This window comes from Kitasatospora phosalacinea, assembly GCF_030268885.1.
Lineage (GTDB): Bacteria > Actinomycetota > Actinomycetes > Streptomycetales > Streptomycetaceae > Kitasatospora > Kitasatospora phosalacinea_C.
Map to the genome: position 1 here is coordinate 1 of NZ_BSSA01000002.1, position 13,316 is coordinate 13,316.

13 protein-coding genes and 1 tRNA gene are annotated in these 13,316 nt (G+C 73.5%); 6 read left to right on the forward strand and 8 right to left on the reverse strand.

Annotated features, from left to right (window positions below; genetic code table 11):
* Positions 1-590 precede the first annotated feature (590 nt).
* The 3 genes from sigK (at position 591) to QSK52_RS03550 (ending at position 3,089) form a co-directional block, all read left to right on the forward strand.
* Positions 591-1,175, forward strand: a complete 585-nt coding sequence (sigK, locus tag QSK52_RS03540; RefSeq protein ID WP_285733471.1) for an ECF RNA polymerase sigma factor SigK — start codon at positions 591-593, stop codon at positions 1,173-1,175.
* Positions 1,172-1,915, forward strand: a complete 744-nt coding sequence (locus QSK52_RS03545; protein ID WP_285733473.1) for an anti-sigma factor — start codon at positions 1,172-1,174, stop codon at positions 1,913-1,915. The genes sigK and QSK52_RS03545 overlap by 4 nt, the downstream gene beginning before the upstream one ends.
* A gap of 106 nt (positions 1,916-2,021) precedes the next feature.
* Positions 2,022-3,089 (forward strand): SDR family oxidoreductase, encoded by a 1,068-nt coding sequence (locus QSK52_RS03550; protein WP_285733476.1) that lies wholly within the window; start codon positions 2,022-2,024, stop codon positions 3,087-3,089.
* Here the strand turns inward: QSK52_RS03550 and QSK52_RS03555 are convergent.
* From QSK52_RS03555 to QSK52_RS03585, 7 genes are all read right to left on the reverse strand, one after another.
* Complete coding sequence (locus QSK52_RS03555; protein WP_285733479.1) at positions 2,990-4,093, reverse strand: helix-turn-helix transcriptional regulator; 1,104 nt, start codon at positions 4,091-4,093, stop codon at positions 2,990-2,992. The two genes, QSK52_RS03550 and QSK52_RS03555, sit on opposite strands and share 100 nt — an antisense overlap.
* Positions 4,094-4,526: 433 nt before the next feature.
* Positions 4,527-4,979 (reverse strand): hypothetical protein, encoded by a 453-nt coding sequence (locus QSK52_RS03560; protein ID WP_285733481.1) that lies wholly within the window; start codon positions 4,977-4,979, stop codon positions 4,527-4,529.
* Between the two features lie 29 nt (positions 4,980-5,008).
* Positions 5,009-5,335: a ribbon-helix-helix protein, CopG family gene (locus QSK52_RS03565; RefSeq protein ID WP_285733483.1), complete on the reverse strand. Its 327-nt coding sequence runs from the start codon at positions 5,333-5,335 to the stop codon at positions 5,009-5,011.
* 237 nt (positions 5,336-5,572) lie between these two features.
* Entirely contained in the window at positions 5,573-7,807 is a 2,235-nt protein-coding gene (locus QSK52_RS03570; RefSeq protein ID WP_285733485.1) for an Lsr2 family DNA-binding protein, read from the reverse strand.
* Positions 7,808-8,138: 331 nt separating this feature from the next.
* A tRNA-Lys gene (locus QSK52_RS03575) sits at positions 8,139-8,211 on the reverse strand.
* Between the two features lie 122 nt (positions 8,212-8,333).
* Positions 8,334-9,005: a nucleotidyltransferase domain-containing protein gene (locus QSK52_RS03580; RefSeq protein WP_285733487.1), complete on the reverse strand. Its 672-nt coding sequence runs from the start codon at positions 9,003-9,005 to the stop codon at positions 8,334-8,336.
* Between the two features lie 212 nt (positions 9,006-9,217).
* A complete protein-coding gene (locus QSK52_RS03585; protein ID WP_285733490.1) occupies positions 9,218-9,835 on the reverse strand; it encodes a transglutaminase-like domain-containing protein in 618 nt (205 codons plus the stop codon).
* Between the two features lie 100 nt (positions 9,836-9,935).
* On the opposite strand from QSK52_RS03585, the gene QSK52_RS03590 reads away from it, so the two are divergent.
* Together QSK52_RS03590 and QSK52_RS03595 are read left to right on the forward strand one after the other, a co-directional pair.
* Positions 9,936-10,712 (forward strand): SDR family oxidoreductase, encoded by a 777-nt coding sequence (locus QSK52_RS03590; RefSeq protein ID WP_285733495.1) that lies wholly within the window; start codon positions 9,936-9,938, stop codon positions 10,710-10,712.
* A 175-nt stretch (positions 10,713-10,887) separates the two neighbouring features.
* A complete protein-coding gene (locus QSK52_RS03595; RefSeq protein WP_285733497.1) occupies positions 10,888-11,586 on the forward strand; it encodes a tyrosine-protein phosphatase in 699 nt (232 codons plus the stop codon).
* A gap of 41 nt (positions 11,587-11,627) precedes the next feature.
* On the opposite strand, the gene QSK52_RS03600 is transcribed toward QSK52_RS03595, so the two are convergent.
* On the reverse strand, positions 11,628-12,872 hold the full coding sequence (locus QSK52_RS03600) for a low temperature requirement protein A (protein WP_285733499.1): 1,245 nt from the start codon (positions 12,870-12,872) through the stop codon (positions 11,628-11,630).
* 127 nt (positions 12,873-12,999) lie between these two features.
* Here QSK52_RS03600 and QSK52_RS03605 point away from each other — a divergent pair, with 127 nt between their 5' ends.
* A complete protein-coding gene (locus QSK52_RS03605; RefSeq protein ID WP_285733501.1) occupies positions 13,000-13,299 on the forward strand; it encodes a hypothetical protein in 300 nt (99 codons plus the stop codon).
* Positions 13,300-13,316 lie beyond the last annotated feature (17 nt).

The window sequence follows — 13,316 nt, forward strand, 5'->3', positions numbered from 1 at the left end:
CCGCTGCTGCTGCACGCGCCCAGGGTCAGGGCGAGGGCCCCGGCGGCGAGCAGGGCGGTGAGGGTGCGGCGGTTGCGGGTCTGCGCGGACATGGCGGATCTCTCCTCGGTGCTGGGGTGACGTGGTGGGTGGCTACGGATGGGGTGGCGGCCGGACGGTCAGGTGACGGTGGCGACGCCGGACGACCGCGGCAGTCCGCGGGACGGCGCGGCAGGAGGAGTCGGCCGGCTGCTCACACCCCCGGTTCGGGGCCTGGACGGACGCGGATTGGTGGCACCCTCCGACTCACCCGATCGGGTGAGGCCGGACATCGACGCCCGCACGCACCCGGCGACCGGCCGGAGCGACCTTCCCGCCCCCGGCCGCCTGCTCCCCTTCGATCGCCCCGGCGGTCGGAACCCCGCGGAAACGGTGGCGTCCCGTGCACGGAGCGACCAATCCGGGCACCGCGCGGCGTCGAACGCCGATCGGGAGCAGGTCCCTGCTCACCTGCCGCACGAGCCGCCGAACGCGGCCCTCCGACGGAAGGCGCCCATGTCACCCACCACCCCGGGAGCACTCCCCGCCCGACACTCCGGAGCCGCTCCGTGGTGAGCAGTGTCGTCCGCCTCCCCGATCCCGGCCGCCCCGGGCCCGACCTCGAGGAACTGATCGGCCGGGTCGCCCTCGGCGACCAGGACGCCTTCTCCCGCCTGTACGACGCGGTGGCCGGTCCCGTGCTCGGGCTGGTGCGCCGGGTGCTGCGCGATCCCGCGCAGTCCGAGGAGGTCGCCCAGGAGGTCCTGCTGGAGGTGTGGCGCACCGCCCCCCGCTACCGGCCGGAGCACGGGAGGGTCATGCCGTGGGTGATGACCATCGCCCACCACCGCGCGGTGGACCGCGTCCGGGCCGCCCAGGCCGCGGCCGACCGCGACCGACGCGCCGCGGCCGCCTCCCACACGACGGCCTTCGACGAGGTCGCCGAACAGGTCGAGGGCCGCCTGGAACGCGAACAGGTCCGCCGCTGCCTGAGGACGCTGACCGAACTGCAGCGGGAGTCCCTCACCCTGGCCTACTACCGGGGCTACACCTACCCGCAGGTCGCCGAGTCCCTCGGCGCCCCGCTCGGCACCGTGAAGACCCGCATGCGCGACGCCCTGATCCGCATGCGCGACTGCCTGGGAGTTGGCACATGAACGCCACCGCCGACCTGCACACCCTCACCGGCGCCTACGCCGCCCACGCCCTCGACGACACCGAACGCGCCGCCTTCGAGCACCACCTGGCGCACTGCGCCTCCTGCGCGCAGGAGGTCGCCGAGTTCGCCGCCACCCTCGCCAGGCTCGGCAGCGCCGAAGCCACCACTCCCCCGCCCCACCTGAAGGCCAAGGTCATGGCGGCCCTGCCCACCACCCGGCAGGACGCCCCGCGGGTCGCCCCCGCCTCCGTTGCCCGCCCGGGCGGCCGACTCTCCCGGCGGTGGCAGGGGTTCGCCCTGGCCGCCTGCCTCACCGTCGCGGTCGGTGCGGGCGCGGTGGCCGTCCAGCAGCACCGGGAGACCGAGCGGGCCCGGACGGAGGCGGCAGCAGCACGACAGCAGCAGGCCACCCTCACGGCCCTGCTCACCGCTCCCGACGCCCACCTCTCCACCGGCCGCGTGACCGGTGGCGGAACCGGCACCACGGTGTGGTCGCCCACGCTCGGCCGGGCCGGGTTCTGGGCCTCCGGGCTCCCCGCCCTGCCCGGCGACCGCGCCTACCAGCTCTGGTTCGACGACGCGGGCACCATGCGCCCCGCCGGACTGCTCCCCTCCGACGGCGCACTGGTCCTGGCCGGCCCCGTCGACGCGGCCTCTGGAGTCGGCGTCACCGAGGAACCGGCAGGCGGCTCCCCGCACCCCACCGGCGCCCCCCTCCTCCTGCTGCCCCTGACCTGATGCCCGGAGCACCGTCGGTGGCGGACGGTCCCGGCTCCGGAGCCCGGGACGAAACACCCGGAAAAGGTGACGTGTTCTGTCAGTTTTGCCGTGAACGATGGATGACATGAGCAACGAGGAGATCACCGAACGGAACACTTCGACGACCGCGGGAGCAGCCGCGGCGGGCCCGCTCGCGGGGCGGGTCGCGCTCGTCGCGGGCGCCACCCGGGGAGCGGGGCGGGCGCAGGCCGTGGAGCTGGGCCGGGCCGGTGCGACCGTGTACGTCACCGGCCGCACCACTCGGGCCCGGGCCAGCGAGGTCGGCCGGACCACCGAGACCATCGAGGAGAGCGCCGAACTCGTCTGCGCGGCGGGCGGGACCGGGATCGCGGTTCCCACCGACCACCTCGACGAGGCCCAGGTGCGCGCCCTGGCCGAGCGGATCGACCGGGAGCACGGGCGGCTCGACGTCCTCGTCAACGACCTGTGGGGCGGCGAACACCTGCTGGCCGCCTCGGTGTTCGGGAAGAAGAGCTGGGAGACGCCGCTCGCGGACGGCCTGCGGATCCTGGAGCTCGGCGTCCGCTCGCACGTGATCACGGCGGCGCTGCTGCTCCCGCTGCTGATCCGCTCCGACGCGCCCTTGCACGTGGAGGTCACCGACGGCACCGCGCGCTACAACCGCCGCTACCGGGAGAACATGTACTACGACCTGGCGAAGAACGCCCCGATCCGCCTCGCGTTCGGGCTGGGGCAGGAGTTGGCGCAGTACGGGGGCACGGCGGTCGCGGTCTCGCCGGGCTTCCTGCGCTCGGAGCAGATGCTCGCCCACTTCGGCGTGCGCGAGGAGAACTGGCGCGACGCGATCGCCCAGGAGCCGGCGTTCGCGATCGCGGAGTCCCCGCGCTACCTGGCCCGCGCGGTCGCGGCGCTGGCCGCCGACCCGGACCGCGCGAAGCGGTGGAACGGCGCGTCCACGTCCAGTGCGGAACTCGCCAAGGCGTACGGGGTGACGGACGTGGACGGCAGCCAGCCGGACGCCTGGGCGTACTTCGAGGACGTCGCCCGTGGCGGGGAGATCTCCCCCGAGGACTACCGCCGCGCCGCGCCCTCCGCGGGTTCCGCCGCCCCGGCTCCCGACTCCTCGGCTCCCGGCTCCGCGGGTTCCACCTCCGCGGAGTCCGCCCCGTAGAGGGCGGCCAGGGCGGTGGCGCGCTCGCGGAAGCGGGCGCGCAGGCGCGCGGGGGCCAGGACCTCGGCGTCCGCGTCGAGCCTGGCCAGCTGGTCGAAGGCGACGTCCTCGGACTCCACCGGCAGGTCGAGGGTGACCAGGCCGGCCGGGTCCGGGGCGCTCGCCGAGGCGAGCGCGTCCGCGACGGCGGCCCCGTCCACCACCGCGGGCAGCCGCCGCAGGCCCCGCTCGGTCAGCCGGACGGTGACGGTGGTGCGCAACAGGGCACGGGCGAAGGCGAGGGACCTGGCCTCCCAGTGGGCGGCCAGGTCGAAGGCCGGGTCGCGCGCGAACGGCCCCTCGGTTCCGGCAGCGGCGGCGAGCGCGGTGATCCGGTCGACGCGGTAGGTGCGCCAGCCGCCGTCGCGGTCCTCCTGCGCGCCGGGGACGCGGGCCACCACGTACCAGGTGCCGGCCTTCAGCACGAGCCCGTACGGCTCCACCACCCGCGCCACCACGGTGGGCGGCGCGCCGTCCCGGCCGGGCCGCGCGTACGACAGCTCGACGGGCCGGTCCGCCCACACCGCGCGGGCCAGCTCGGGCAGCAGGTCCGGGGCGGCGGGTTCGCGGAACCAGGCCGGGGCGTCGAGGTGGAAGCGGCGCACGGAGGACTCGGCGGCCCGGCGCACCGAGGGGAGCAGGGTCGCCGTCAACTTCAGCCGGGCGGTCTCGGCCGCGTCCGAGAGCCCCAGGTCCTGCAAGGCCGAGGGCACGCCGGACAGGAAGAGCGTCTCCGCCTCGCCGGGACGGAGCGTGGTGAGCCTGGTCCGGTACCCCGCGGCGAGGAAGTACCCGCCCACCCGGCCGCGCTCCGACCGCACCGGGACGCCCGCCTCCTGCAGGGCCTGGGCGTCGCGGATCACGGTGCGCTCGGAGACCTCCAGCTCGCGGGCGAGGGCGGCCGCGGTCAGGCCGGGGCTCGACTGGATCAGGAGGGCCATGCGGATCAGGCGGGCGGCACGCATCCCCCAAGGATCACCGACCCGGCGGACAACCGACACCTCCGCCGCCGGGCGGCCCGGAACCGGCCCCGCAGAGGAACACATCGGACGCGATTCCGGGTCGTCGTGGCCCATCGCCCGAGCGCCCGGTGGGGGAGGAGCCGGTCAGGCAGCGTCGGGCCTGGCTCTGGTGCGGTGGGCCGCCAGGGGTTCGAACCCTGAACCTACGGATTAAAAGATCAAGCCCGATCGTGCCCCGCACAGCTGTCATCGCTCACTACGTACTACCTCTGCAGGCTGGCATGTGGTGGCGTGCCGCTTGATCCGCCTGCGAGGCGGCTCTGCCGCGCGGTCCGCTCACGCACCGGCAGCGGGCCCGGACTCCTCATACCACCGATGACGCGGCCGGGCGCAGGGTCCGACGCCCTCCCTCCGCTGTTCTGTTCCGCGTTCGGGATCAGACCTGGACCACATGAACGTCCTGGGCGTCCAACGCCTTCAGGTAGGCCGTGAGGTCATCCGGGTCACTGGTGAGAACAACCGCGCTGCCATGCCGGGCCGCTGTCAACGCGACCAAGGCGTCCACGGCGTCCGGACGCTTCTTCGGAGGCAAATCGGCCACAGCAAGTGCGCTACCGATGCGTTGCCACTCCGCCAGATCCGGCCCGGTCGCGCACATGATGCAGACCGTCTGTCCAGCAGTGGTGGGGCGCATCGCCAGGGCCGAACTCCGTGCCTGCGGAACCGTACAGTCCTTGAGGGCCGCGGCCATGGCGTGCACAGTGGCCGGACTGGGCCTCCACACCTGGGCCAGTACCGGCCCGAGCACAACCGCGCGATGCGGCGTGTCCTTGAGGCCGTCGTGCAGCCGCACCGCCTTGGGCTTTCGGTCAGCAAGCGCGATCAGCATGCCGGTGTCGTAGACCGGTACCCGCGCGGTCACGCGGCGTTGCCCGGACGGGCCGTAGGAGCATCCGCGCCATAGATGAGCTCCATGGCGTCCGCGACCTCCCGGCGTTCCTCCTCCGTGAGGTCTTCATCGGCGACGTCGGGCAGCGGAGGCAGTTCGGCCGCCTCCGCCTCCGCTGCGGCGATTACCGCGTCGATCCGCGCGAACTGCGCCTCAGCGGCTTCCGCCTCGGCCATTTGCCGGGTAGCAGCGTTGACGAGATAAGCCGAAACATCCAGACCCGCCCGCTCGGCATGCTCCCGAATGCGCTCGGCGTGATCGCTGTCGAGGCTGATGCTGATCCTGGTCTTGGCCATGCCCTCAGCTTATTACGCGTATTACGACTCGCCAAGCGCCTTCCTCCCGACGGTCGCCTTCAGGGCCCGCCTTCGGTCCAGGCTCCGGGGCGAGGGACCCTCTCGTTGCCGGAAGCGGTTGCTCGGGCGCCTGGGACGTGACCGTTCCAGGGGCCCTGCACCGTCGAGCAGCACGACCGCCTTCGTGCCCCGACTCAGACTCGGCGAGCCGTTGAGCCAGTGCACCCACCAGCCGGATCACCCACCCCCGCGGCGTCGGTCACCCACCGGTTCATGGGCGCGCCGGTAGTCCTTGATCAGCCCGCTGGACAGGCGTCCACGCTCGCTGACCACCCGCCCCTGGCTCTTGGCCCACTTCCGGACCAGCCTCGGATCCACGCCCTCGGCCACCGCTGCGGCCGCGACCCCCCGCTCCCGTGGCGCTGGCACGGGGACGGGCTGCGGGGACGGCTCGGGCGGGTCCGTGACCGTCCCTTCCGCAGCGACGCCCGAACCACCAGCCGCATCGATCACCGCAGCCAGCGCCCGCAGCCGAGCGGCGACCAGAGCCGGCGGCACCGTGATGACGTGATCGCAGTGGTGCTGCGCTACCGCGGCCACGAACGGCGACGCCATGAACTCCAGGGCCTCTTCGATCTCTTGCCGCTCCAGCGGGGTCTCCAAGGCCCCTTTGGTCTCCCGCCAGATATCGCGCACCCCCAGCGCACCGGCGTTGTGCTCGATGTCGGCGGGGTCGTTTCCGCTCCGCCACAAGGCGAGCAGCACCTGGCTCAGCACGTCCTGCCGTCGCTCCGCCGCCTGCCAGACCGGTTCGAGCCTGCTCGCGTCCGTCACGGCCACCAGCCCGGAGATCTCGTGCGGTGCCAACGGGGTGCGACCGTGGCGCAGCACGGCATCCGCGAGTTGCTCCGCCGTCAGCAGGGCGACCCCGCCCTCGGCCGCCTCTCGCTGCACCCGGGCGTCGAACCGGGGCCCGACCAACAGGGTGTGTTGCGCTCCGTGGCGCGCCCGGCGCTCACCCAGCCGCAGGAACTTGACGTCCTGGTCCGTGACCAGCCCCGCTCCATCCGTCTTGGCCTCCACCGCAACTCTCAGCCGGTCGGTCGGCGACCGCCACAGGTCGATGACCACATCGGTCTTCTTCGGCCCGCTGTGAGCCTGGGTCTTCAGCCCGAGCGCACGGAAGGCCCCGGCAACCGCCCGCTCGAACCGCTGGTAGTCCGCACTGTCGGTGGCCGCCCTGACGATCTCGGCGGCCAGCAGCTCCCGCCGGTCCGGAACGTCGGCGATGCTCTCCGTCGTCCGTGGCGGATCGGGGTGCTCCCCGATCGCTCCGCCCGCTGGACCGGTGTCGTCCGCCGGGACGAGCAGCGGGAGCGTCCCGACCAGCGCGGTCCCCAACTGCGTCCTCCGGATGACCAGTCCGATCCGTTCCGCCAGCCCGGTCTCCAGCAGCAGCGCGACGCGACGCGTCGTCTCCTCCCGGGTGAGCTGCACACTGGGGTACCGGCGGGCCAACAGGTCCAGGAGCCCAGCGACCTTCACCCCGTCGGTGATCGCGTCCAGGGTCTCCCCAACCAACGCGACTTTCATGTGCAGGAACCGGATGAAGTCCAGTGCTTCGCCCGAAGCCAGGCAGCTCGCCCCCAGGTCACTCGCGGCGAACGCGTCGGCCCCCACCTGGGTCAGGAGCCCCAACGCTCGCAGGGTCTGCAAGGTCTGCTCCGCAGACGTTTCCGAAACGCCGAACTCCTCAACGCAGAATTCCGTGAAACCGCCCCGGTCGATCTCGGGAATGGCCGCATTCACCAGGCGGCTGATTCCCTCCACCCGCCACCCACCTGCGACATAACCCGTGGGAATCCTCCGCTCTCGTAGCGCCGCCTGGTCGAGGCACTCCAGGCCGGCCGCCAACAGGGCGGGAGGCGGCGGGAGTTCAAGATCCGCCACCGGGCTCTTGCGACGGTGCTGCAGGTCCTCCGGCTTCGCTAGCTCCAAGATCGGCAGGAACTGCCGGCCCCGTTCGGTCAGGACGATCCTGCCGTTGCTCCAGAATTCGACCAGCCCGGCCGCCCGGAGCCAGTACACACGTCGGCGCACTTGATCGAGCGACTCCCAACCGAGGCCGTACTGCTCGACCGCCACCCTGTTCAGCTCAACGTGGGTCGTCCCCTCCCCGACACCGGCGAGCGCCTCCCCGATGAACCTGACGTTCGCGTGGAGTACCCCGATGAGGTGGAGCTCGTCACCGGTGGCGAGGAAGTGACGGGCTGCCTCCGTGAGGCTCAAACGCGTCGGACGCCCCTCACGCACCAGCAGCCCACAGGTGCCTACAAGGTGCAGCACCTTGCGCAGTTGGGTCGGAGCGTCCGCCCCGGGCCAGGTAAAGGACCGGTCGTAGCCGGAGTCCCTCGCGACATCCTCCAGGAGCGCCCTGAGATTTCCGATGATCTCCGTCGGACCGCCCGGCACGTGCGGTGCGCCTCCGGCGCGAGCTGGCCACGGAAGAACCCTCGGAAAATCACCCGGAGTCGATTTCTGCCCTGAATTCACTGGCCGCCCTCATGATTTGCGCGATCACAAGCATCATCGGAGATGCCCTCATTGGCACAGGATGTGCGATGGACATCATCAATGAGTCCGGAAGCCCGAAATTCGACGAACTGTGATAAAAGGTGATCACGGAAGAACGGATCCGGCTCGTCTCCGCGAGCCGCCCCCGGCCCGAAACCACAACGGCACCCCGGCGCTTCGGTCAGCCAGGGTGCCGCACTACGGACGAGAAGAGCCCCTTCGTAGTAGGTGGGCCGCCAGGGGTTCGAACCCTGAACCTACGGATTAAAAGTCCGCAGCTCTGCCAATTGAGCTAGCGGCCCGCGGTAGGCGTGGTCCCGGTGGGGACAGCACCTGCCGGGGTGATCCTACCTGGTGCCCGGTGGGGGATGACCAGTGGATTGCCGGGTGGGTCGCGCAGGTCGGAGCGGGGACCGACGAGGGGTCAGGAGGCGGGCAGGTGGGCGGTTCGGACGCGGTGCAGCCAGGCTTCGACCGGGCGTTCGTCGGGGGCGGCGGGCAGGACGCCGGGGCGGCCGAGGCGGGTCTCGGCGTCGGCGAGGAGGGCGGTGGCCTCCTCGGGGTGGTCGGCGTAGCGCTCGCCGAGGGCGCGGACCCGTTCCGGGTCGGGGAGGCGGATCTCCAGGCGGCCGGTCTCGTGCAGGGCGACGCCCTGGCGGACCAGGCGGACCAGGTGCCGGGCGTTCTTGGCGGCCCTGGCGCGGCCGGTCGGGTCGGTGCGGTCGCGGGCGGTGAGCTTGCGGAACTGCTGCTCGGCGTAGCCCAGGTAGGCGCGGCGGACCGCCGGGCCGCACAGGAACGCCTCCCGCAGGCCGATCAGCTCCTCGCCGAGCGGCGTCCGGACCTCGTACAACTCCTCCGGCAGCCAGACGAGTTCGGTGGCGGTCGGGTTGCCGCCGAGGGCGAGCCGGCACCACTTGGCGGCCTCGTGGAGGGTGCGGTCGGGGGCGGTGGTGACGTGCGACTCGGCAGGGCGGTGCAGGCCGTGGAAGGCGACGGTGGGCGCGGCGAACAGGCCGAGCCGATCGAGGTCGGAGCCGGCGTGCGCCAGGCCGTACGCGGTGGAGCCGACGATGCCGGAGAGCAGGACGTTCACGGGCGGACGCCTCCTCGGCGGACGCGAGCGGGTGCGGGTGCGGTGCGGGTGGACGGGGGGGACGAGTGGGCGGGTGGGCAGTTTCGCCCGGGGAGGGCCGTCCGGGCGAACGATTTAACGGGGAGAGGGAGGGAGAGGACGCGGAGACAGAACCCGGCGTACCGGCCGACCCGCCCGCCGGGGCCCGCCGCCCTGCGCGCAGGCGGAGCGAACTAGCGCACTGCGTCCGGCATTTCGCGCGGGAGGTAGCCGTAGCCGGTCGCGTTCGGGACGGCCGTGCGCAGGGCGGCCAGCAGCGGTTCCGGCGTCGCCGCGTAGACGGTGGTGTAGTGGTGCTCGCCGAGCACCGGGTCGTTGGTCCAGGCGGGCCGCTCCTCGGCGGGGGTGGTGGCGAAGTGCCCGTCCGCGCCGTTCCGGTTGCCCCGGCCGTCCAGCCGGACCCACCACGAACTGCCGGGCAGCAGAACGCCGTTGAGCCCGTGCAGCACGTCCAGCTTCTGGTAGCACAGCCCGGCCGGGATGCCGTTGGCGCGCAGCAGCGCGGCCAGCAGGTGCGACTTGCCGTGGCAGATCGCGTTGCCCGCGGCGAGCACGTCGGAGGCCCGGTAGGCGGCCGACCAGCGGCCGATGTCCGCCGAGTGGTCGATCCGGTCGCGGACGTGCTCGAACACCGCCTCGGCGGTCCGCACCGGGTCGTCCTGCCGCAGCTGCGCGGCCAGGGCGACGATCGCGGGGTGGTCGTGGTCGACGACCTCGTCCGCGGCGAGGTACGCGGACAGGTCCGGCCGGTCGGCCCGCAGCGGGCCGTGGGGGGAGAGCGAGAGGTCCATGGCCGTGAATGCTCGGCCGCCGACTGCGCCGCCGCAAAGGGATTTCACCCCGTGGGATAGCGTCGGGGCGACACCGTCGTGGACGAAGGAGCTGACCGGCATGGCGCAGGGCGAGACGGACGGGGCGCTGGCGGACGAGGTGCTGGTGGTCACCGGCGGCGGTCGCGGCATCGGGGCGGCCACCGCGCTGCTCGCCGCCGAACGCGGCTACCGGGTGTGCGTCAACTACCGCAGCGACCGGGACGCGGCGGACGCCGTGGTGCAGCGGATCCGCTCCGCGGGCGGCACCGCGATCGCCGTCCGCGCCGACGTCTCGCACACCGCCGGGGTGACCGAGCTGTTCGACACCGTCGACCGCGAACTCGGCACCCTCACCGCCCTGGTGAACAACGCGGGCACGCTGGAGCGGCAGTGCCGGCTGGACGAGCTCGACGAGGACCGGCTGCAGCGGATCTGGGCCGCCAACATCACCGGCCCGTTCCTGTGCGCGGGCGCCGCGGTGCGCCGGATGTCCACCCGGTACGGCGGCCGCGGCGGCGCGATCGTCAACGTCGGCTCGGCGGCGTCCCGGCTCGGCTCGCCCAACGAGTACGTCGACTACGCGGCGTCCAAGGGCGCGCTCGACTCGATGACCACCGGCCTGTCGCTGGAGGTCGCGGCCGAGGGCATCCGGGTCAACGCCGTCCGCCCCGGCCTGATCCACACCGGCATCCACGCCCTCGGCGGCGAGCCCGGCCGGGTCGACCGGGTCGGCCCGAACCTGCCGATGGGGCGCGGCGGGCAGCCCGAGGAGATCGCCGAGGCGATCCTCTACCTGCTCTCCCCCGCCGCCTCGTACGTCACCGGCGCCTTCCTGGACGCGGCCGGCGGACGCTGACGGCCCGACCCGAGCCCCTCGGTAGACGCTGACGACCCGCCCCGGGCCCCTCGCCAGACGCTGGAGGCCCGCCCCGGCCCCCTCGGTGAACGCCGGCCGGCCCGCCCCGGGCCCCTCGGTACCGGTTCGGTGAACGCCCCGGCCCGCGTCGGGCCCGGCCCCTACCGTGGAGCGCATGACCGAGACCGAGATCGCCGCCGCGCCGTTCCTCGACATCCCCGACGTCCCCAACCTCCGCGACGCCGGGGCCGGCGTCTACCGCCCCGGACTGCTCTACCGCTCGGCCACCCTCAACCGCCTCACCGACGAGGGCCTGCAGCGCTTCGCGGAGCTCGGCATCCGCACCGTCCTCGACCTGCGCAGCACCCCCGAGGTCGCGGACTGGCCCGACCGCCTCCCGGACGGCGTCCACTACCTCCACCTGCCGCTGCTGCCCGACCCGACCACCACCGACCGGGCCTGGCCCGAGGACCAGGCGGCGCTCTACCCGTTCATGGCCGAGACCGGCGGCGTCGCCATCGCCGCCGCCGTCCGCGCCCTGGCCAACGGCGCCCCGCTGCTGGTCCACTGCGCCGTCGGCAAGGACCGCACCGGCCTGACCATCGCCGTCCTGCAGACCCTGGCCGGTCTGCCCCTCGAAGCGGTCACCGCCGACTTCCTCCGCTCCAACCCCGGCCTCGGCCTCGACCGCGGCCCCGTCCCCTACTACGACGCCGCCGGGGTCGAACGCCTCTCCCGCCCGGTCGAGGCCGCCCACCTGCACGCCGCCCTCGCCCACGCGACCACCGCCCACGGCTCCCTCGACGCCTACCTCCGCAACCACGGCGCCACCGAAGCCGACCTCGCCACCCTCCGCACCCTGGGCCCGGCGTGACGACGGTCGGCGACCGCACGGACAGGTGACGAGGATCGGCGTCACCCCGTTTCGTCGACGGCGAGAGCCACGGGGGCGCGCTGCTCGCCGATCCCGACGGGATCGTGCCGCCCCGCCCCCGGGGCCCCGCCCTCCGCGGCTGACGGCTGCCCCGCGGTCGGCTGTTGCCCGCTGCCCTGCCGCCGGGCCTCGGCGTGGAAGACGAGGGCCAGGACGGCGCCGGTGGCGGCGAGTTGGGCGAGCGGGCTGAGCCGGGTGCCGAGCGGGGTGGTGGCCAGGACGAGGGCGGCGGCGAGGAGGCGCAGGCGGGTGGGGCCGAGGGCGAGGATGCGGCGGACGGCGGTGTTGGCGCCCAGGAAGAGCGCGGTGCCGCCGGACAGGGCGAGCGCCTCGGGGAGGTGGACGGGCGAGGTGGGGTGGGCGGTGGCGGTCTTGGCGCCGGTGGCGAACAGGATGACGGCCAGCAGCAGGGCGTAGTGGCCCAGGTTGTAGACCTTGATCGCGGCCAGGTTGCGCCGGGCGTCGTCGAGCCGGGCCATCGCGCGGACGGCCCGCTCCTCGTCGTCCGCGCCGAAGTACGCCCACCACAGGCCGACGCAGACCGCCAGGGCGAGCATCGCGGCGGCGGCCGGGGCCGCGGTGAGTTCGTTCTCGCCGATGCCGACGCCGAGGGCGATCACCGACTCGCCGAAGGCGACGATCACCACCAGCCCGTGGCGTTCCACGAAGTGGTCGGAGCGGAGCTGGAAGCGCGGCAGGTCGACCAGGTACGGAATGGCCAGCTGGAGGCCGAACGCGGCCGTCCAGAGCAGGAGTTCGGACCCGCCGCGGAGGTAGCCGCCGGTGATCACCAGCCCGGCGCCCAGCAGGTTGAGCGCCCCCATCCGGGCGACCGCCTCGGGCCGGACCCCGGCGCCGACGAACATGCCGGTGTGCACGGCGATGACCAGCAGGTACGCCCAGCCGAAGACCTCGCCGCCACCGTCGAAGGCCCGCGGCACGCTGAGCGCGATGACCAGGAAGCAGCCCATCCCCAGCAGCATCAGGGCGCGCCGCCCGCGGGTGCGCGGCGGGACCGCGTTGGCGACCCAGATGTAGGCGTCGTACATCCACCAGATCACCGCCAGCATCACCAGCACCCGGGCGAGGCCGCCGGGGGTGAGGTGGTGGGCCAGGCTCGCGGTGAGCTGGGTGATGACGAAGACGAAGACCAGGTCGAAGAAGAGCTCCAGCGGGCTCGCCCGCAGCTCCCCGTCCCCCGTCGGTGCAAGCTCTCGATCGGTCACCGCCCGAGTATCCCAATCCCCGTTCCCCGCAAGGCGGGCGGCTCGTTAGGAGCGTTACCGTGGACGGGCCGTGGACGGCGCGTGCACCGGAGCCGCGCAGTCCCGAAGTCGTGAAGGAGTACGTCCGATGGCCCGTTTCCCCGCCACCGCCGCCGTTGCCGCCACCGGGCTGATCGGCGGGTACGCGACCGCGCGGTTCAGCGGCCGTCGCGAGCTGGGCGGTGCCGTGCTGGCCGCGGCGGGGGCGACCGCCGCGGTGCGCTGGGGGCGGCGGTCGGGGGTCCCGGCCGCGGCGGGACTGACCGCGCTGTACCTGGCCGCGTTCGGCGGCTCGCACCCGTTGGCGAAGAAGATCGGCGCCTGGCCGGCCGTGCTGACCGTGACGGGCGTGGTGACCGCGGCCTCGGCGCTGGCCACCGGCGACTGAGCCGGAGGCCGGGGCCG